Genomic DNA, 20,377 nt, shown 5'->3' with positions numbered 1-20,377 from the left:
AATCATGAATTTAAATATAAACCAGGTATACAGCGGATTCAAATTGGTAGATTCAAAATACATCAAGGAAAATGATTCAACGGGATTGCTTTTTGAACATGAGAAAACCGGGGCCAGACTGTATTATCTAGTAAACGATGACGATAACAAGGTCTTTTCCATAACTTTCAGGACCCCGCCTGATGATTCCACAGGATTGCCCCACATACTCGAGCATTCAGTGCTATGCGGGTCAAGAAAGTATCCTGTGAAGGAACCCTTTGTAGAACTGATAAAAGGATCTTTAAATACATTTTTGAATGCCATGACGTTTCCTGACAAGACCATGTATCCCGTTGCCAGCACAAATAGTAAAGACTTTATGAATTTGATGGATGTTTATCTTGATGCTGTTTTCTTTCCAAGGATATATGATCACAAGGAAATCTTCCTTCAGGAAGGATGGCATTATCATTTGGAAGACAAAGATGACGACATAACGTATAACGGTGTAGTCTACAACGAGATGAAAGGCGCTTTTTCAAATCCCGAGGATGTACTGGGAAGAAAAATTCAAGAAACTGTATTCCCTGATACACCGTATGGCAATGAATCCGGTGGTGATCCTGCCGAGATACCCAATTTGAGATACGAGGACTTCCTTGATTTTCACAAAAAATATTACCATCCGTCCAACAGTTACATTTATCTGTATGGTGACGGTGAAGTTCTTGAACATCTGAAGTACATCGATGAAGAATACTTGTCTAACTTTGAAAAAATGGAGATAGATTCGAGTATACCGGTTCAGAAAGCCTTCGACGAACCAATGGAGACCATTTATACGTACCCGATCGGAGAAAGCGAAGATGAGAGCAGTAAAACATTTCTTTCAATGAATTACGTTACTCACAGATGCACAGACGGAGAACTTCATTTGGCACTGGATATTCTTACGCATATTTTAACAGATGCACAATCCTCTCCTGTAAACAAGGCTTTGCTTGAAGCCGAAATAGGACAGGACGTGGAAGGACATTATGACGGCAGCATCCTGCAGCCCGTATTCAGCGTCATAGTTAAAAATTCAGATGAAGACAAGATAAAAAAATTCAAAACGATTTTAGATAAGACATTGAGAGACTTGGTAGAAAATGGTTTGGACAAGGACATGGTCGAAGGTGCTATAAACTACACAGAATTTAAATTGCGAGAGTCCGACCACGGGTCTTATCCCAAAGGACTGATATATGGAATAGAAATCATGGAAAGCTGGCTTCATGACGAAGATCCTGCAATACATCTGCAGTATCAAAATTATATAGATAACATCAAAGCTAAATCAAGCGAAGGATATTTTGAGCAACTTATAGAGAAATATATGCTGAACAACAACCATGTAAGCCTTGTCGTATTAAAACCCGAAAAGGGATTGGCTTCAGCAAACGACAGGGAGACCAGGGAATTTCTTGCATCCTACAAAAAAAGCCTTACTGACGAAGAAGTGGAAATGCTGGTTGAAAAGACCCTTTGGCTTATTGACGTTCAAAACAGTCCTGACAGGGAAGAAGATATCAAAAAGATACCTGTATTACCGGTGTCTGAAATAAAAAAGGAATACGAACCTATTCCAATTGAAATCAGTTCTTACAAAAATTCTGAAATTATTTATCACGACATTAATACAAATGGCATCAACTACATAAATTTGTATTTTGATGTAGACCATATTGAAAAAGAAGATTTGGGGTATCTTTCCCTGCTATCCTTGTATCTGGGAGAGGCCGGCACCGAAAAATATGATTATGTGAAGTTAAACAACGCCATAGAAATACACACGGGCGGTGTGGATTTTGACGTGGAAATTTTTGCAGATACATTGAAAAATGATGTATTCAGTCCTAAATTCAGCGTCAAATCAAGAGTGTTGGAAGAAAAGACGGATGAACTTTTCAACATTATTGAAGAAATAATATTCAAATCAAGGTTCGATGAAAAACAAAGGCTGAAGGAAGTTCTTCAGAGCCAGAAATCAAAAGTGGAAATGGACTTTATGACTGTAGGACATAAGATAGTCTCTGGAAGGGTCATGTCCTATTTAAGCGATACTTCCAAGTACGTCGAGGCTATAGCAGGATTGGATTATTACAGATTTTTATGTGACTTGAACGAGCGGTTTGACTCTGACTGGGAAGAGATATTTGAAAAACTTTCCCAAATATCAAATCGAATTTTTGATTCCAACGGGCTTCATGTCAGCATTACCGCCAGCAACGAGGGTTTTGACAAAACTATGGGAAGAATTAAAACCATGTATGAAAAACTGTCTGATGATCTAAAAGAAAAGGCGGATTTGACTTTTGAAAAAGGAGCTCTAAACGAAGGGATAGCAACCCCCGGCAAAGTACTTTACGTTGGAAAGGCATACAACACCAAGCTTTTAGGTTTTGATTACAAAGCTTCAATGCAGGTGGCAAAGACGATTTTGAGTACCGACTACCTGTGGAACAAAGTCAGAGTACAAGGCGGAGCCTACGGAGCGTTCTTCTCTGCCGGAAGAAGCGGTGCCATTTTCATGGGATCTTACAGGGATCCCAATCTTACACCGACCCTTGAAACGTTTGATAAGGCGCATGAATATTTAAATGGCCTCGAAATAAGCAGAACTGAATTGGACAAGTACATAATCGGTACAATCAGCGGTTTGGACACACCAATGACTCCGTCCATGAAGGGACTGGTATCCACAGGAAATTATTTTAGAAATGTTGATGACGATATGCTTCAAAAGGAAAGAACGGAAATACTCGATTGCGATCTGACAGCCCTGAAAGATGCGGCCATGCAGATAAAAGCTGCTATGGAACAAAATTACATATGTGTTTTAGGGGATGAAAACAAGATAAGAAAAGAAGAGAAGTTGTTCGGAACCGTAATCAATATATTCAAATGAAAACACTTATAAAAACAATAGGGACGGTTCTTTTTGTTTTATTGTTGTTATCCGATCCTGCAAAGGCGGAAGCAATATTTGACTATCAGACGCAAGGAGATACCTCGGTATTGTTATATGAAAAAAACACCGGTCAGATACTCTACGGCATAACTGAAAATGAACGCAGATATCCGGCAAGCCTGACAAAATTGATGACGGCTGCGGTCGCCATGGACTACATGGAATTGGACGAAAAAATTGTTCCTGGACCTGAAATCCACATGATTTCATCAGACAGCAGCAGAGCAGGCTTAAAAGAAGGAAGGGAAATGATCTTTGCCGATTTGATGGCAGCCATGCTGCTGCCTTCAGGCAATGATGCTGCAAACACGGTTGCTGTTTTGACTGCGAGAAAAAGTGTTGATGATCCCAACATGGATATTGCCAAAGCCTTAGAAGTTTTCTCAAACTTGATGAATGAAAAAGCCATGGAACTTGGCATGATCGATTCAAATTTTACAAATCCCCACGGTCTTCATGACGAATCCCATTACACAACGGCAGAGGATATGCTGAAATTGGCACTTTACATCCAGAAGGACACGTTTTTGAATGATCTTGTGTCTAAACCAGTCTATCACGGAATCGATCAGGAGCTGGTCTTTTATTCCACCAACGTATTTCTGCATGAAACTTTGGATGATATCTGGTTTTTACGCCGTACAGGTTCAAATCCAGATTACAACCCATATGTGAATGGAATGAAGACCGGAAATACTAATGAAGCCGGTAGATGCGTGGTTTTTTCAGCGGAAAGAGACGGCATATCTTTGATTGGAGTGATCCTTAAGAGTGATTTAGAAAATATCTATCCTCAAGGAAATTCTATGATCGATATGGTTTTTGAAAACATGATCATGATGGAAACTCCTAAGAAAGGCGACCTGGTTGGCGAAATAACAATAGATTTAGGATTTGGGACGAAAGAAATGGATGTTTCGCTGATAAATGGCGCTGGATTCAAGTTTTTATCAAATAGAGACGAAATTGATGGAATCAAATACGAAATAAAGATCACATCATCCAGTTTAAAATACAAAGGTGAAAACACTTACGACCTGGAAGAGGACATATTTCCTGGAGAAACAGTAGGCAAACTCCTTGTTTATTCAGGAGGCGAAATAATAGGAGAAACAATGCTTTCGGTTGATGAAAGGATTGAAAATAAAAACATGATTGCATATTTGGTCATGGCATTAGTTGCTCTGACTTTGATATTGTTGATTACAAGGAAATTGGTGAAGAGATGAAGAAACCTGAAATTTTGGCTCCAGCCGGAACTTTAGACGCATTGAAAGCCGCGGTATATGCTGGTGCAGATGGAGTTTACATTGGAGCTAAAGAGTTCAATGCCAGGCAGAGAGGGCAAAACTTTGATGAAAATGAAATACGCGAAAGCGTAAAATTGTGCCATATGTTTGGTGTAAAGTTGTATGTGGCAATAAACATCGCCCTTAAAGACAATGAAATAAAAGGAGCAATTGATCTGGCGGGATTCTTATACAACGAAAATGTTGATGGCTTGATAGTTCAAGATTTAGGCCTTTTCAAACTTTTGAAAAAGAATTATCCGGATTTCAAGATCCACAGCAGTACTCAAATGTTCATTCACGAACTTGAAGGGGTCAAGTTGCTTGAAGAAATGGGTTTTTTCAGAATAGTACTGGCAAGAGAGTTGACTCTGGAAGAAATAAAATACATAAAGGAAAACTCAAAAGCAGAAATAAAGATATTTTCCCATGGGGCGATTTGTATCTCATACTCGGGTCAGTGCTACATGAGCAGTATGATTGGCAACAGAAGCGGCAACAGGGGAAGATGCGCTCAACCTTGCAGAAAAGAATATAAATTATTAAACTTACAGGGGAAGGAACTGGCAAAGGGAAGGCTTATAAGTCCCATGGATCTCAACACACTTGAAATAATCGACAGGATAATCGATACAGGTATCGATTCAATAAAGATTGAGGGAAGGCTGAAAAATCCGGACTATGTGCATACAGTGGTCAAAGCTTACAGGCAAGCAGTACATGAATCTGGTGAAGTTACACCCAAAAGCATAAACTATGACGTTAATGATGTATTTAACAGAAAGTATACCACAGGTTACCTCTTAAATGAAAGCCCTGAAAGTGAAAAATTGATCGAAGGATCAAAAACAGACGAAAAATTTATAAAAGCTGGAATTATCAATAAAGTGAATGGTTACAATTATGGATTCAAGAGCCTTGTTGACCTTTCGCAAGGAGACGGGGTTTTCATAAAAAGCAAAGGTGAAAACTTCGGCGAGACTCTATCAAGCCTGTTTGATAAAAATTTTAAACCTGCAGGTAAGATTTCTAAAGGGGACTATTCGTATATAAATTTGAGAAAACCCGTGTTTGAAGGTGATGTTATATATAAAACCCATGACGTCAGAACCAGACAAAAAATTTCCGATGACATGAACTTGGCTAAGGCGCAAAAGAATCATGTGAAAATGAAAGCTTGTTTTCATGTAGGAGATAAGCCTGAAATTGAAATGATCTTTAACAACATCGATATTAAAATTCAAGGGGAGGAACCTGTGCAAATTGCCAGGAAAGCTCCTTTGACTGCTGAAAGGATCAAAGAACAACTTATCAAGATGAAAGATACTTTTTTTGAGGTATCTGAACTGGAAATACAGGTTGATGAAAATATTTTTATGGCTGTAAGCTCCTTGAATGAACTTAGAAGAAAAGCTGTAGCTGAACTGGAATCAGCCGTTCTCAGACAGTACCAAAGACCAAAAATCGAAATCGCCCCTGTTTTGCCGCATAAGCAGGAAAGTTTAAAAAGAAAGATTGTAAAGGACCGTATATTGTCTGTGAGAGTTACTGATTTGGAAAATATGAAAAGAGTCGCAAAAACAAAAGCGGATGAAATTGTTTTTGGTTGGGATGAACCATTAAATGTTGAGGTTTTCAAGAGAGCGTCCGCGATGGCGAAGGATGTTGGAAAATCGATCCTGTTCTCATTTTCCAGAGTGATCAGAAAAAGTGAATCTGAAAATATCAAGAGAAATCTTGATAACATTATGAAACTTGATTTTGACGGATTTCTTGCAGGCTCCTTTGAAGCTATAAGACTTCTTCAAAATACAGGAAAACCCTTGGATGGGGACGATAATCTTAATATCTTCAACAGTTATTCAATGGCGGCATTTAAAGAACTTGGAATCGGCAACGTATACTTGTCACCGGAACTGAATTTCGATGAGATATGCGAACTGGAGTCCGATCCTGATTTGGATGTGAGTCTTGTGGTTCATGGCAGAAAAGATTTGATGATCCTTCAGTATGATTTGGAAGAGAGCGTATCTGCGGGCAAGAGATTCTATCTGGAGGATGGGATGGGATTTAAATTTCCCGTGAAGAAAGATGGTTTTGGAAGAACTCACATTTTTAATTCTAAAGAACTTTGTCTCTTAGATGAAATCAAGAATCTTGCCATGTTAAAAAAACTGAGGATCGATAATTTGTGGGAAAACGAAAAACCGGAAGAACTAATACAACTCTACAAATATGCAATTGACGTATTGCGGAGTAATTACGATGATTATATAGAAAGACATAGAGACGGCTTTACAAAGGGTCATTTTAGGCGAGGTGTATTGTAGAATGAACAAAAGAGCTTTAAAGGTTTTGGAGTACGATAAAATTTTAAATATCCTATCGTCTTTTGCCCAGTCACAGACTGCAAAGGACGAGATAATGAGTTTGGTCCCCTCCGCAGACGAATACGAAATAAATAAGATGTTGGATGAGACAGACCAGGGCACCATTGTTCTTTTCAAGAACGGCAATATTCCCATGGCTCCTTTCAAAGATATAAGAAACAGTATAAAGAGAGCTTCAATAAACTCGATCCTTACTTTAAGCGAGTTTCTTGCGGTAAGAGATTTTTTGAAAATCATTTGGGATTTGATCAAGTACTTTGAAAAATTGGAGAATTCAGAAATAATAGTTCCTGCGATCCATGAATTGTTTGATTCTTTGGATCCGCTTGTGCAACTCAGAAAGAGTATCGAAAATGCGATTTTATCAGAAGATGAAATAAGCGACAGCGCTTCTCCGGAACTATTTCGTATAAGAAGAGAGATAAATAGGAAAAATGCTCAAATCAGAGAAAAGCTTAACAGCATGATTTCATCATCGGCTTATCAAAAACATCTACAGGACAATATCATTACTATAAGACAGGACAGATACGTTATTCCTGTAAAACAGGAATCCAGAGGCAGTGTTCCCGGGATAGTTCACGACCAATCATCAAGCGGTGCCACATTATTCATAGAACCAATGGCTATTGTAGAGCTAAACAACAACATACGAACCCTGCGAATGGAAGAATCCAGGGAGATAGAAAAAATACTCTTAGAGCTTACAATTCTGGTTGGGGATAATGAAATTTCTTTAAAATTCAACTATGATATAATGGTGCACCTTGACGTGGTGTTTGCAAAGAGCCGATATGCCTTGGAAATCAACGGTAGCAGACCCAGATCAAGCCAGAATAAGGTCCTGGATCTGAAACAATGCAGACACCCTCTCATACCAAAGGACCAGGTGGTGGCATCTGACATAAGGATAGGCAAGGACTATTCCGTGCTTATCGTTACCGGGCCGAATACCGGTGGCAAGACAGTTGCTTTAAAGACTACCGGTTTATTGAGTCTCATGTACCAAACGGGGATGTTCATTCCTGTAAAGGAAGATAGTGAAATTTGTGTTTTCAAGAGTGTCTATGCCGATATAGGCGACGAGCAAAGTATTGAGCAAAGTCTAAGCACGTTTTCATCGCACATGTCAAATATCGTCAAGATCGTAGAGGAGGCGGATGAAAACAGTCTGGTCCTTTTTGATGAACTTGGCGCAGGGACCGATCCGGTAGAGGGTGCGGCACTTGCCATGTCCATATTGGATTTTCTCTATAATAAGGGATCCTACTGCATGGTGACTACCCATTACAGTGAGTTGAAGCAATACGCTTTGAGCACCGCAGGAATGGAAAATGCCAGTGTTGAATTTGACGTAAACACTTTGAGCCCTACTTACAGATTGACAATAGGCATTCCTGGAAAGAGCAACGCCTTTGAGATATCTGCAAGATTGGGGTTGAACAAAAACATAATTGAAAATGCAAACATGTATTTGACGGAAGATACCCTTAAATTTGAAGATGTGATCAAAGACATACAAGAAAATCAAAAAAAAGCGGCAAGAGAGCTTGAAGACATTGAAAAGATCAAGAAGGAAAATTCAAGTTTAACGGAGTATCTTGAAATAGAGAAAAGAAAATTAGAAGAAAATAAACAAAAAATCAAAGACAAAGCTCGTGAAGAGGCATTGGAAATAATTACTGAAGCCAAAGAGGCAGCAAGTTCCATCATCAAGGAAATGCAGAGCATTAAATCGAAAAATATCAAGGATTCATTCAAGGAACTTGAACATTTAAGAAAAAATCTGAAAGAAAAAGAAGACGATATATATTCGCAGTTTGAATCAAAGGCCATCGGAAAAAAATCTGTTGCCAAACAACTTAAAAATCTCAAACCCGGGGATGACGTTCTTATAAAAAGCATGAATCAAAAGGCAATAGTCGTCTCAAAACCCGATAAGGATGGAAATACCCTGGTGGAAGCCGGTATAATGAAACTCAGGGTACATTTAAGTGATTTGATCAAAGTAGAACCCGAGGAAAATAAAAAGACCTACAGCACGAAAAGTGTAGCAAAAAAAGCCGCTGCCATAAAATCTTCCATTGATGTTAGAGGTATGACTTCAGAAGATGTTATAATGGATGTAGAGAAGTATTTGGACGATGCAACTCTTGCAAATTTAAAAGTCGTGACCATAGTCCATGGGAAAGGAACGGGTGTTCTTAGAAAGACAATACAAGACCTTCTAAAACGAAATAGAAATGTAGAGGATTTTCGATTGGGAGGTTACAACGAAGGTGGAGACGGAGCCACTATTGTCACATTAAAATAATTGAGGCATGAGAGGAAGATCTAAATGATATTATCAGATAAAAAAATAATCGAATTGTTGAGTACTAGAGAGTTGGTGATCGATCCCATAAATCCTGAGCAGATCCAACCTGCATCGGTAGACATTAGATTGGGAAATCACTTTTTAAAGTTGGACGAGAATAGAATAGAAGCCATGACCATGACTGACGAGATAAAGTATATCTCCTTTGAATGCGATGAAGTGATAATACCGCCTCACTCATTTTTGTTGGCTACCACAAAAGAGTATATAAAGCTGCCGGGAAATTTGACCGCCTTCGTTGAGGGGCGTAGCTCCATAGGAAGAATGGGACTCTTTATCCAGAATGCCGGTTGGGTGGATCCGGGGTTTGAAGGGGAGATAACCCTTGAATTGTACAACGCAAACAGACTGCCTATAAAACTGCAGAGTGACAGAAGAATATGCCAACTTGTATTCGCATCAATGGATCAGTACGCCCAAAAACCATACAGCGGAAAATATCAGGGCCAGAAAAAGCCAGTGGGAAGCAGAGTTTATCTGGATTCGGAAATCTAGGGTCAGAGGATATGACAAACATTTTAGGCACCACTTTCTTGGTGTTGTTCGTATTGGTGGTGGCAGGGGTTTTTTTGAAAATGTTTTTGGAGACCAACAATGCCATAGACAATTCAATCAAGAGAAGCGGTTTTCAGGGCGGGTATAAAGAGTACAAAAGATACTTGAAGAGAAATAAGAAAAGGATCAGGTCAAAGAGGTGAGCTCTGTGTTTAAGAATTTATCAAATATCAAATACATATTCAGGATGCTGAAGGACAAGGAAGTTTCAAAACTTAGCAAAGGGGTATTGATTTTTGCCATAGTTTATTTTTTTCTGCCTTTTGATTTTATACCGGAAGCCGTATTTCCGGGATTGGGTCATTTTGATGATCTTTTAGTTTTGCTTGCAGTCCTTGACAATCTTAGCAGCATTTTCAGCAGGTATCGAACTAAAGATGCAAAATCCGAAAAATATATACCCGATGAAAAGGTTGATTACAGCGTAAAGGACGAAAATCAATGATTAGAAAAATTACAGTTGTGGGAATAGTCATTTTTATGTTGCTTGTATCCATTTCCTGCTCAAAAGAAGACGTTAAAACAGGTGAAGATGAAATAAGTGAGGCTGAGACTCCCAGTGTCGATTATCAGGCGGCATTCGAAAGTGTTGAAGTTTCTGACGAAGGATCATATATTTCTGAAAGAAGCAAGCTTGTTGGAGACATAGTTGAGGCAATAGACTCAAATACGCTTTTGTGCACTTCAGACAACAAGATTTTGATATACGATTTTAATGAAGGCACTACCAGGACATTGGCTGAGGACTCATGGAATATCCGATTGTCTCAAGACAGAAATAAAATTGCCTATGAAAATGATCAGGGGATTTATGTCATGGACATTGAGGGCAAAGGTGAAAAACAGTTGTATGAACGATCTGATGATCAAATAGTAAGAGACTATATATTATCAAGCGACGGAAGCAAGGCATTGATAACGCTAATCGAAAAAAATGACTATGTGACCATTATTGCGGATTCCAATGGCGTCATTCAATATCTTCCGTTGGATGAGAGCGAGAACTTTTCAATAACAAAACCTCTCTACCTGACTCGCTACAGGTTGTACGCTCTCGTTGAAACACGAGAAATGATTTCAGACGGAGAAGATGTTACTTACGGTTCCATGGTAGATTTTGTATATGTGGAACTGGATAGCGGTGATTATAGAAATATCACTAGAAATGTTTACGGCAATACAGTGGAATACGTTGACCGATCAGACAGCGGAAATATTATTTTAAGATCCATCAAGAAAACTACAAACGAGGATGGTTTGATTGAAACTGAAGAATACAAGACCTTCAATACCTCCACGGAATACATATATTCATCCGGCATAGAAAGCAAGGATATCAACCTGTTTAAAAGCATTAATGACGACAAGGATTTTATAACCGTCGAAGATCCCGTTGATCTTGATTACAGGTATCCAAAACTGGTACTGATAAAGCAGTACACTGATCACAAGGCCACATTGGTAGGTACGATCTTTACTGGAAATCCCTCACAGATATTTTACAGAAATGATTCCATATTTTTTAATTCGAATGGAGATACCTACAGGATTACGATAATAAACTAAGGGGGGCATATGATGAGCAGGATATATTTTGACAATAGCGCCACCACTTGTGTTGATGATGAAGCTATAGATATTATGACAATGTATCACAAAGATCTTTATGGTAACCCCTCGTCACTTCACAGAATGGGTGTGGAAGCGGAAAAAGCGGTGGAAGAGTGCAGAAACAAGATTGCCGAAATGCTTTCCGTCAAATCCAAGGAGATCTATTTTACTTCAGGTGGAACTGAAGGAAACAACATGCTGATAAGAGGCGCAGTAGAGAAAAATAAACGAATTGGCAACAGGATAATCACATCAAAAATCGAACATCCTTCAGTGCTGGAAGTATTCAGATATTATGAAAGTCAGGGACTGGACGTTATATATCTGGATGTGGACGAATACGGGAAAATAGATTTTAAAAAACTTGAGGAGTCGATCAACGGAGATACGATACTCGTAAGCATTATGATGATAAACAACGAAACAGGTGCTATTCAAGATTTGAAAAGAATTGGTGAATTAGTAAAAAAGAATTCGAAAAAAACCTTGTTTCATTCCGATTGTGTTCAGAGTTTCGGGAAGAGTGTTATCGATATTAATTCATGCAACTTGGATATGCTGACCTTTAGTGCCCATAAGCTGCACGGTCCCAAGGGGCTTGGTGGTGTTTACATCAGGCAGGGATTGAATCTGCCGCCTCTGATTTTGGGCGGAGGCCAGGAGTCTGGATTCAGATCTGGAACTGAAAACGTCGCTTCGATAGCCGGGTTTACAAAAGTGCTTCAAAACATCGACATGAAATCAAACACCGATCGTTTTGTATCATTAAAAAAATATTTTATATCCAAGGTTGCAAGTGCTGTCGATGAAGTGATAATCAACAGCCCTCAAAGGGATGATTTTGCAGATTTCATTATAAGTATATCGTTAAAAAACGTAAAAGGTGAAATCCTGCTTCATGCATTGGAGAAAAAAGAGATCTACGTATCTACAGGTTCTGCATGTTCATCGAAAAAAAATCGTACCAGCCATGTATTGGAAGCCATAAATATACCAAGAGATTACATCGAAGGGACTCTTAGAGTAAGTTTTTCCAAACACAATACGTTAAATGAAATAGACAAATGCATAGAGGCTTTGGCTGAAGAAACTTCAAAAATAAGAAAATTTACCAGGAGGAAATAATTTGGAGAAAATTATATTGATCAGATACGGTGAAATAGGATTAAAAGGATTAAATAAACATTATTTCATCGATGTTCTTATAAGAAATATCAAAGACAGTCTGAAGTCTTTGAAAAACAAGAAAATTGAAAAAATACAAGGTCGTTTTATAATAAGACTTGCAGAAGAAGACATACATAGAGCTTGTGAGGCTTTGAAAAAAGTATTCGGCATTGCATCCATAAGCGTTGCATCCGTGGTGGAAAAAGATTTGGAGAATATCAAGGAAGTCGCTGAAATATTAACTGAAAAAGAGTGCAGGGGTGACGAGACAACTTTCAAAGTAAACGCAAGGAGAGGGGACAAAAATTTCCCCATGACTTCCCCTGAACTTAACGGTTATTTGGGTGGGCACCTATTAAAGACTTTCCCAAACTTAAAAGTTGACGTCCACGAACCCCAATTCACCTTATTTGTGGAAATAAGAGAAAAAGCCTACCTTTATACCGAGATAATACCCGGAAAGAACGGATTGCCTGTGGGAACTGGAGGAAAGGCTGCACTTTTGATTTCAGGTGGTATTGACAGTCCTGTCGCAGGATATATGATAGCTCAAAGAGGCGTTGAACTGATGGGTGTCCACTTTCATTCATATCCCTACACAAGCGAAAGAGCCAAGGACAAGGTCGTAAAATTGATGGAAAAGGTTGCGGCCTACTCCGGAAGGATAAAATTGTTTGTAGTTCCATTTACGGATATACAGCTGGCTATAGGGGAGTTCTGCGAAGAAAAATATTCCACATTGATAATGCGACGCTACATGATGAAGATCGCATCTGAACTTGCAGTTAAAAATGGAGCTTTGGCATTGATAACAGGAGAGAGTATCGGACAGGTGGCAAGCCAGACATTGGAAAGTCTTGCAGTTACCAACGCTGCCACGGATCTGCCTGTATTCAGACCGGTAATTGGTATGGACAAACACGCAATAATCGACATAGCCAACGAAATCGACACTTTTGAGACATCCATATTGCCTTATGAGGATTGCTGTACTATATTTGTGCCGAAACATCCTCAGACAAAACCCAAATTGGAATACGTTCTTAAGGAAGAGTCCAAGCTGAAAGACATCGACGAAATGATTAGTGAGGCAATCGATAATACGGAGATAATTACAATTTATCCCAAGTGACAACCGATTGATCGATTAGATTCTTCATATTCATTCAGAATGACGACCACACTGATCATTCCACATATCGTCATCCTGAGCCCGCCGAAGGATCTCCACAAATACTTAGATTCTTCACATTCGTTCAGAATGACGTCCCATATTGATTCGTCATCCTGAGCTTGTCGAAGGATCTCGACAATAACAAAGGAAATATAATATCAATATAAAAGGATCTGCTCTTCAAAATAGAAAGAGCAGATCCTTTATTTTTCCTATTTAACTGTCAATGTCAAGGTAGCCTTGGCCGTAGCACCTTCATTATCCGTTGCCGTGTAGGCCAATACATAATTGCCGGTTTTGTCGGTATCCACCTTGTTAACTGGACTTCCGTTGAAAGTGATGGAAGTTGTAACCTTTGGATTTCCTCCGTCAGGATCGCTTACATTCTTTTTAACTGCGTTCTCTGCAAAGGCTGTTCCAGCGGCGATTTCAAATGAAATATTAGTTCCACTCTTACCACCGTACTCCAGGGATATCTGGGGCGGTCTGTTTGCCTGGGTGACCGTGTAGTTCAAAGTATCACTGTAGCTGTAAGTCTTGGTCTCGGTTTGAGCGCCCGTAGTTACTTTGTACTCGTAGGTTATATTTGCAGTTATGGTGCCTTTGCCGGCAGATAGAGCTGAAACAGTATAGTTTCCACTGCCTGCCGGAGTAACAGATACATTACCGGTGCTTGGAGTAACAGTCAATGTTCCGCTTTGAATATCCACATAATCTCCCATCTGAGTTACTCCTCTTACCCTGATGGTCGTGCTTTGACCTTGTTCGATAGTAATATTGTCTATGGTACCGCCGTTACTGCCCAATATTGCCAGATCAACTATAGAGTTTCCGGTGTGAACAGTACAAATGTCATCCAGATCCGGAGCAAGAACGCCTCTTTCGGGACCAGGTATGTAATTTGCCCTTAATGGCTTAACTACTGAAGGGAATCTGTCATCAGGTTTCAGAATCCTTACTACGGTTTCCACAAGGTGTTCGGGACAGTAGTCAGAAGCCACTTTTCCAGTAGACACATCGATTCTTACTTCAATATGGTAATCATCCGATTCTGTTGGAACGGTGCCGGATATAAATTTTTCACTTATTACTGTAGAACCTCTAGGATCCTTGGCAGTAAGTTCGGTAGGAAGCAACCCAGAAATCCTGTCTACACTAGCAGTTACGATCCCGCTTGGCTGAGAAGGTAATTTCGCACTTTCAAGATCTTTGTGGATGTCTCGCATTACTGCTTCCCACATTTTTGCGGGACCTCTGCTGCTACCGCCTGACAGTCCGATATTCAAAACATATGTTTTTCCGCCTGCAACAACTTTGTTTTGGTCGTATCCATACCATACTGATGCTGAATAGTAGGGTGAATAACCTGCAAACCAAGCGTGCATTTGTTCATTTGTTGTGCCGGTTTTACCAGCGATTTCTGTACCAGACACTGAAATAGATGTGGTTCCACCTCTAACGGCTGTTTTTAGAACGTCAGTGATCAAATATGCCGTCTGTTCTGAAAATACCCTGATTTTTTCCTGGGGATTCTCAAGAACAACATTACCTTTGCTGTCTGAAATTTTTGTGTACATTATCGGTTCAGTTCTTACTCCTTGATCAGGGAATGTCGAAAAAGCACTTGCCATTGTAAGGGTGGTCTGTCCGTAAGTGTAGCCTCCAAGAGACAAAGCCGATGCATTAAGATCGTTGACATCGCCTTCCTTAACCAGTTCAAGTCCAAGAAGTTCGGCGTATTTTACCGAAGTCTCAACTCCTATATCGTAAAAAGCCTGTACGGCTATGACGTTTTTAGAACGTCTCAGACCTTCTCGGATAGTTGTCATTCCAGCGTAACTGCTTTCACCGGCATTGCCGGGATCCCAGTTTCTACCGATCAAAATAGGCTGATCATCATAAGTTGTGGCCAGGGTGATCTTTTTTGACTCTAGTCCTGGGCCATAAACTGTTAAAGGCTTTGTAGAAGATCCCACCTGAAATTTCTGTGTCGCTCTGTTTAGAGATCTACTGCTTTCCTTGCTTCTTCCACCGATCATTCCAACTACATGGCCTGTCGAATTCTCTACTATGGTCATCGCACCTTCAGGAGTGAGATTGACTTCTTCGCCAGTGTCTGCGCTCAAGGCTTCAGAAGCTCTTTTTGCTGTTGAAGACTGGCTTGGGAACAGGGAATCGTCACTGAATTTTTCGTCCAGGACCTTTTGAACACTTGGGTCAATGGTAGAATGTATCGTCAATCCTGAATTCAAAAGGTAGTTTTGCGCCTCTTCTTTGGATTCAAAGTTAAAGTCCTCATTTGCAAGTAGATCTGCAGTCAGTTGATCGTACAATGCATCTGTAAAGAATGAGTAAATTTCGGATTGGGCAGGTTCTTGAAGTCCAAAATCGTTGTTTTTAAGCTGCTCGGTTGCAACTTGAGCTTCTTCTGCATTTATATGGCCCAATTCTTGCATTTTTGCTACTACTGAGAGGGCACGGCTTTGATTTTTTTCGTTGTATACAACTTTTCCATCTTCGTCTTTTTTGATACCGAAAGTTCCGTCTTCAAGTTCTTCGATGATGTAGGGTTTGTAATTTGTAGGGCTTTTTATTATGGAAGCAAGTGATGCGGCCTGTGCAACGGTCAACTCCGAAACATTTTTGCCGAAGTATACTTTCGAGGCTGACTGAACGCCCCAGGCGTAGGCAAAGTTGATTTTGTTCAGATAGGCTTCCAGAATTTGGTCTTTGGTGAATACTTTTTCAAGTTCCATTGCAAGATAGATCTCGACTATCTTTCTTTCCAAAGCCTTTTCCGGAGTAAGGTGAGTCAATTTTATCAACTGTTGAGTTATGGTGCTTCCACCGGGTCCGCTCAAAGATCCGGTCCTTACCACTTCCAAAGCAGCCCTTGTGAAACCTTGGATGTCCACGCCGTTGTGGGTTTCAAAACGTTCGTCTTCGATGGAGATGAACGCATTTTGAACCAATTCGGGTATTTGGTCGATGGTTACAATTTCACGTTTTTCCTTGCCTTGGAGTTCCTGGTAAAAATCGCCGTTTTTATCCACTATGACCGAAGGTTCTATGTATTCAAATCTGGTCATGTCAAGATTTGGTGCGTCTTTTATCCAACTGTAGGCCAATGCTCCGCCTACGATACCGCCCAGCAGTATCATTATCATCAATACGAGTATGGTTATCTTAAAAGCTTTAAAGACCTTTTGCTTTCCCGTCAAGGTCTTCTTTTTTTTACGTTTTCCTTTATTTTTATCGTTTGTATCCTTGTTGACCGCAGAAGCTTTTTGCGTCTCTTTAGAGTTTTCTGACATTAGTATGCCTCCTTGATTAGAAATTATCATTACAATTATAACTTCAATGTAGGTTAAATATCAATCTTTTTAATGGAATATTACCTTTTGGACATTACTTGTATATATTTTGTATAAGGTGTAAAAGTGGACGAAAGCCGCATATATTATATTGAAAAAAGAAGATTTGTTTGACAACGATCCTTATACTTATTATAATTTAAAGATAGTTTGAAAGTGCGTAGAAGGAAACATGTGCCCATTGTCTGTTTGTTCAGAGACGAGATCCTTGGCTGTGAGATCTTGGAAACTGCAATCGGCATGCTATTCCTGAGCATCGGTCCGAAAGGACTGCGTAAGGCGCGTTAAGTCCAAAGAGTGAATCCCAAAAGATTAACAAGGGTGGTACCGCGGAAAGATCCGTCCCTTGGTATAAGTTGGGGATTTTCTACGTTAAGGAGGAATTAATATATGAAAAATATGGGATTGAACGAAATAAGGGAAAAGTATCTGAGTTTTTTTGAAAGCAAGGGACACTTGAGAAGGCAAAGCGCTCCGCTGGTTCCAATCAACGACGACAGCCTGCTTTTGATTAACTCCGGAATGGCACCGTTGAAGTCTTATTTCACCGGCGACGAAATGCCTCCAAGCAAGAGGATGACTACATGCCAAAAATGCATCAGGACTCCGGATATAGACAATGTGGGAAAGACTGCGAGACACGGAACCTTTTTTGAAATGCTTGGAAACTTTTCATTTGGCGATTATTTCAAGGAAGAGGCCATCGAGTGGGCATGGGAATTTGTAACTGAAGTCATGGAAATACCCGAAGAACTTCTCTATGTCTCCATATATGAAGAAGACGACGAAGCATACGAAATATGGAACAAAAAAGTAGGTCTGCCTCCGGATAAAATAGTTAGGCTGGGCAAAAAAGACAATTTTTGGGAACATGGACTTGGACCTTGCGGACCTTGCTCGGAAATATACTTCGACAGAGGGGAAAAACACGGATGCGATAACCCTGATTGTGCAGTAGGTTGTGAATGCGACAGATACATCGAATTTTGGAATCTGGTTTTCACCCAGTTTGACAAAGATGAACAAGGAAATTATAACCTTCTGGAAAATCCAAATATCGATACGGGAATGGGTCTTGAAAGAATGGCGACCATCATGCAGGATGTTGGTACGATTTTTGAAGTTGATACCATAAAGCATGTTCTTGACTGTGTTTGCTCCCTTGCAGGAGTCAAATACAAGGAAGACAATAAATTGGACATATCCATAAGGGTGGTTACGGACCACATACGAAGCGTCAGCTTTATGATCGGGGACGGAGTTCTTCCAAGCAACGAAGGCCGCGGTTACGTTTTAAGACGACTTTTAAGGAGAGCCGCCAGACACGGAAAACTTTTGGGTATAGAAGGTATTTTCCTTTCCCAGTTGTCAAAAGAAGTGGAAAAGATGTCCGGTGAAGCTTACCCCGAGCTGACCGAAAAGAAAGACTATATCGCAAAGATAATAAGAATAGAAGAAGAAAAGTTCCAGGAAACTATTGACCAGGGACTTATGATCCTTGAAGAAGAAATTGAAAAGATGAAACAATCAAATCAAAAGATCCTGACCGGAGAAGCTGCCTTCAGACTTTATGACACATTTGGATTCCCACTGGATCTGACAAAAGACATCCTTCAAGAGTCCGGCTTTGATGTAGATGAAGACATGTTTCACGAAGAAATGAAAAAGCAAAAGGAAAGGGCAAGAAAAGCCAGATCCGAAAAGGAAATAGGCGCATGGGGTGAAGATCCTTTCAGTTTTCTGTCTGAAGATGCATTGACTGAATTTGTTGGCTACACCCACTTGGAAGATGTGGGAAAAGTCATGGGGATCGTACTTGACGGTGGTAGCACTCAAAATGCTGAAGAAGGTGACCAGGTCATATTCGTACTTGACAAGACTCCATTTTACGCTGAAAGCGGCGGTCAGGTGGGAGACAAGGGAACCGTAGAAAACGATAGTTGTCTGGTGGAAATCACGGATTGCAAAAAAGGAAGTTTGGGAAGACACATACATCACGGAAAAGTTTTAAAGGGTTCGTTGACCCTGGGCGATATGGTGACCTGCAAGGTAGACAAGACCCACAGAATGTCCGTTGCAAGAAATCATACTGCGACTCACCTTTTGCACAAGGCGTTAAAGGAAGTTTTGGGATCTCACGTCGAACAGGCAGGATCATTGGTTGACAGCACCAAATTCAGATTTGACTTCAACCATTTCGAAAAAGTAACTTCAGAAGAATTGGCTCAAGTGGAGAAAAATGTAAATGCCGCAATCCAAAAAGCCATGAAAGTGGAAAAATTTGAAACCGATATAGCAACTGCCAAAAAAATGGGCGCTACTGCGCTATTTGGCGAAAAATATTCCGAACAGGTCAGGGTTGTCAAGATTGCCGACTACAGCATGGAGCTTTGCGGAGGGACTCATCTTGACAATATAAGCCAAATCGGGTTATTTAAAATCGTTTCAGAAGGCGGTGTAGCTTCCGGGATCAGAAGGATCGAAGGAGTTACGGGAATCAACACTTTGGCCTATGTTGAAAATCTGGAAAACAACGTGAAGCAGACCTCGGCCATGCTTAAATGTTCGGCTGAAAACATACAGCAGAGAATAGAAGACCTTTTTGCCGCCAATAAAGCATTGGAAAAGGAACTGGCCGCACTTAAACAGCAGCTGAATAAAAATGCTGCCGACGAGTTCATGAACGACGTCGTTGAAATCGGCGGATTCAATTATCTTGGTATCGAAGTTTCAGGAATGGAAATGGACGATATCAGAGATCTGGCTGACGGTCTCAGAGACAAGCTTTCGGGAATCGTATTGGTGGCCTCGGACGCAAACGGCAAAGTCAACATTGTTTCAATGGGAACAAAAGACGCAGTCAAAAGGGGATTCCATGCTGGAAAACTGGTCAAGGAAGTCGCATCAATAACCGGCGGCGGCGGTGGTGGAAGACCCGACATGGCACAAGCCGGCGGGAAAGACCCTTCAAAGATCCAGGAGGCTCTTAAAAAGGCTCAGGAAATCTTAAAGGATCAGCTGGTTTAATAAAGGAATGGAAAAAATGCTTGTATAATTCGAACATTTGTTTTAAACTCTATATAAAGCAAGTTGACCGGAAGTGATTCATTTAACAGAGAGGAGCATCGCAGATGGACCAAAACAAAGACTTTACAGTAAAATTTGATATCGAAGACGACAAATCTCAACAAATCAAGGATTTGGTCAAGGAAGTATACAATGCTCTAACAGAAAAAGGCTACAAGCCTGTAAATCAGTTGGTTGGATATATAATGTCGGGAGACCCCACGTATATAACCAGTTACAACAATGCAAGAAATCTAATTAAAAAAGTGGAACGGGACGAATTACTGGAAGAATTGGTTAAAAATTATTTTGATCATTTGGATTGATGCTAAAGACCCTTGTACAAGGGTCTTTCTTTTATAAGTGCTCTCAAATTTAT

13 protein-coding genes are annotated in these 20,377 nt (G+C 40.1%); 12 read left to right on the top strand and 1 reads right to left on the bottom strand.

Annotated elements, in window-relative coordinates:
- The first annotated feature begins 4 nt into the window (after positions 1-4).
- Genes IWB18_RS01430 through thiI form a run of 10 tightly spaced genes read left to right on the top strand, consistent with a single transcriptional unit; the run spans position 5 to position 13,516 of the window.
- Entirely contained in the window at positions 5-2,932 is a 2,928-nt protein-coding gene (locus tag IWB18_RS01430; protein WP_195681806.1) for an insulinase family protein, read from the top strand.
- Positions 2,929-4,224, top strand: a complete 1,296-nt coding sequence (locus IWB18_RS01425) for a D-alanyl-D-alanine carboxypeptidase (protein ID WP_195681805.1) — start codon at positions 2,929-2,931, stop codon at positions 4,222-4,224. Before IWB18_RS01430 ends, IWB18_RS01425 begins: the two co-directional genes overlap by 4 nt.
- The gene (locus IWB18_RS01420; protein ID WP_195681804.1) at positions 4,221-6,614 is read left to right on the top strand and encodes a U32 family peptidase; all 2,394 of its coding nucleotides are present in this window, start codon (positions 4,221-4,223) and stop codon (positions 6,612-6,614) included. Before IWB18_RS01425 ends, IWB18_RS01420 begins: the two co-directional genes overlap by 4 nt.
- Before the next feature lies 1 nt (position 6,615).
- Positions 6,616-8,988, top strand: coding sequence for an endonuclease MutS2 (locus IWB18_RS01415; RefSeq protein WP_195681803.1), 2,373 nt, complete (start codon positions 6,616-6,618; stop codon positions 8,986-8,988).
- A 24-nt stretch (positions 8,989-9,012) separates the two neighbouring features.
- Positions 9,013-9,546 (top strand): dCTP deaminase, encoded by a 534-nt coding sequence (gene dcd / locus IWB18_RS01410; RefSeq protein WP_195681802.1) that lies wholly within the window; start codon positions 9,013-9,015, stop codon positions 9,544-9,546.
- An 11-nt stretch (positions 9,547-9,557) separates the two neighbouring features.
- Entirely contained in the window at positions 9,558-9,749 is a 192-nt protein-coding gene (locus IWB18_RS01405; RefSeq protein WP_195681801.1) for a hypothetical protein, read from the top strand.
- Between the two features lie 5 nt (positions 9,750-9,754).
- Positions 9,755-10,051 carry a YkvA family protein gene (locus IWB18_RS01400; protein WP_195681800.1) on the top strand — a complete coding sequence of 99 codons (297 nt, stop codon included), beginning with the start codon at positions 9,755-9,757 and terminating at the stop codon, positions 10,049-10,051.
- Positions 10,048-11,172 carry a hypothetical protein gene (locus tag IWB18_RS01395; RefSeq protein WP_195681799.1) on the top strand — a complete coding sequence of 375 codons (1,125 nt, stop codon included), beginning with the start codon at positions 10,048-10,050 and terminating at the stop codon, positions 11,170-11,172. The genes IWB18_RS01400 and IWB18_RS01395 overlap by 4 nt, the downstream gene beginning before the upstream one ends.
- Before the next feature lie 12 nt (positions 11,173-11,184).
- Entirely contained in the window at positions 11,185-12,342 is a 1,158-nt protein-coding gene (locus IWB18_RS01390) for a cysteine desulfurase family protein (RefSeq protein ID WP_195681798.1), read from the top strand.
- Position 12,343: 1 nt separating this feature from the next.
- On the top strand, positions 12,344-13,516 hold the full coding sequence (gene thiI / locus IWB18_RS01385; RefSeq protein WP_195681797.1) for a tRNA uracil 4-sulfurtransferase ThiI: 1,173 nt from the start codon (positions 12,344-12,346) through the stop codon (positions 13,514-13,516).
- Positions 13,517-13,770: 254 nt separating this feature from the next.
- Here the strand turns inward: thiI and IWB18_RS01380 are convergent, their stop codons facing one another.
- Positions 13,771-16,872, bottom strand: a complete 3,102-nt coding sequence (locus tag IWB18_RS01380; protein ID WP_195681796.1) for a transglycosylase domain-containing protein — start codon at positions 16,870-16,872, stop codon at positions 13,771-13,773.
- Between the two features lie 450 nt (positions 16,873-17,322).
- Here IWB18_RS01380 and alaS point away from each other — a divergent pair, with 450 nt between their 5' ends.
- Both alaS and IWB18_RS01370 read left to right on the top strand, forming a co-directional pair.
- Positions 17,323-19,959 carry an alanine--tRNA ligase gene (alaS, locus tag IWB18_RS01375; RefSeq protein ID WP_195681795.1) on the top strand — a complete coding sequence of 879 codons (2,637 nt, stop codon included), beginning with the start codon at positions 17,323-17,325 and terminating at the stop codon, positions 19,957-19,959.
- A gap of 104 nt (positions 19,960-20,063) precedes the next feature.
- Complete coding sequence (locus tag IWB18_RS01370) at positions 20,064-20,324, top strand: IreB family regulatory phosphoprotein (RefSeq protein ID WP_195681794.1); 261 nt, start codon at positions 20,064-20,066, stop codon at positions 20,322-20,324.
- Positions 20,325-20,377: the final 53 nt, after the last annotated feature.

This window comes from Alkalibacter mobilis, from assembly GCF_015594845.1.
Lineage (GTDB): Bacteria > Bacillota > Clostridia > Eubacteriales > Alkalibacteraceae > Alkalibacter > Alkalibacter mobilis.
The sequence above is the reverse complement of the archived record's forward strand: the minus strand, read 5'-3'. Positions and strand labels throughout refer to the sequence as shown.

What these genes read in the sequence shown, in the direction of transcription:
- IWB18_RS01430 (WP_195681806.1), top strand. Translation starts at nt 5, where the DNA reads ATGAATTTAAATATAAACCAGGTATACAGCGGATTCAAATTGGTAGAT.
- IWB18_RS01425 (WP_195681805.1), top strand. Translation starts at nt 2,929, where the DNA reads ATGAAAACACTTATAAAAACAATAGGGACGGTTCTTTTTGTTTTATTG.
- IWB18_RS01420 (WP_195681804.1), top strand. Translation starts at nt 4,221, where the DNA reads ATGAAGAAACCTGAAATTTTGGCTCCAGCCGGAACTTTAGACGCATTG.
- IWB18_RS01415 (WP_195681803.1), top strand. Translation starts at nt 6,616, where the DNA reads ATGAACAAAAGAGCTTTAAAGGTTTTGGAGTACGATAAAATTTTAAAT.
- dcd (WP_195681802.1), top strand. Translation starts at nt 9,013, where the DNA reads ATGATATTATCAGATAAAAAAATAATCGAATTGTTGAGTACTAGAGAG.
- IWB18_RS01405 (WP_195681801.1), top strand. Translation starts at nt 9,558, where the DNA reads ATGACAAACATTTTAGGCACCACTTTCTTGGTGTTGTTCGTATTGGTG.
- IWB18_RS01395 (WP_195681799.1), top strand. Translation starts at nt 10,048, where the DNA reads ATGATTAGAAAAATTACAGTTGTGGGAATAGTCATTTTTATGTTGCTT.
- IWB18_RS01390 (WP_195681798.1), top strand. Translation starts at nt 11,185, where the DNA reads ATGAGCAGGATATATTTTGACAATAGCGCCACCACTTGTGTTGATGAT.
- IWB18_RS01380 (WP_195681796.1), bottom strand. Translation starts at nt 16,872, where the DNA reads ATGTCAGAAAACTCTAAAGAGACGCAAAAAGCTTCTGCGGTCAACAAG.
- alaS (WP_195681795.1), top strand. Translation starts at nt 17,323, where the DNA reads ATGAAAAATATGGGATTGAACGAAATAAGGGAAAAGTATCTGAGTTTT.
- IWB18_RS01370 (WP_195681794.1), top strand. Translation starts at nt 20,064, where the DNA reads ATGGACCAAAACAAAGACTTTACAGTAAAATTTGATATCGAAGACGAC.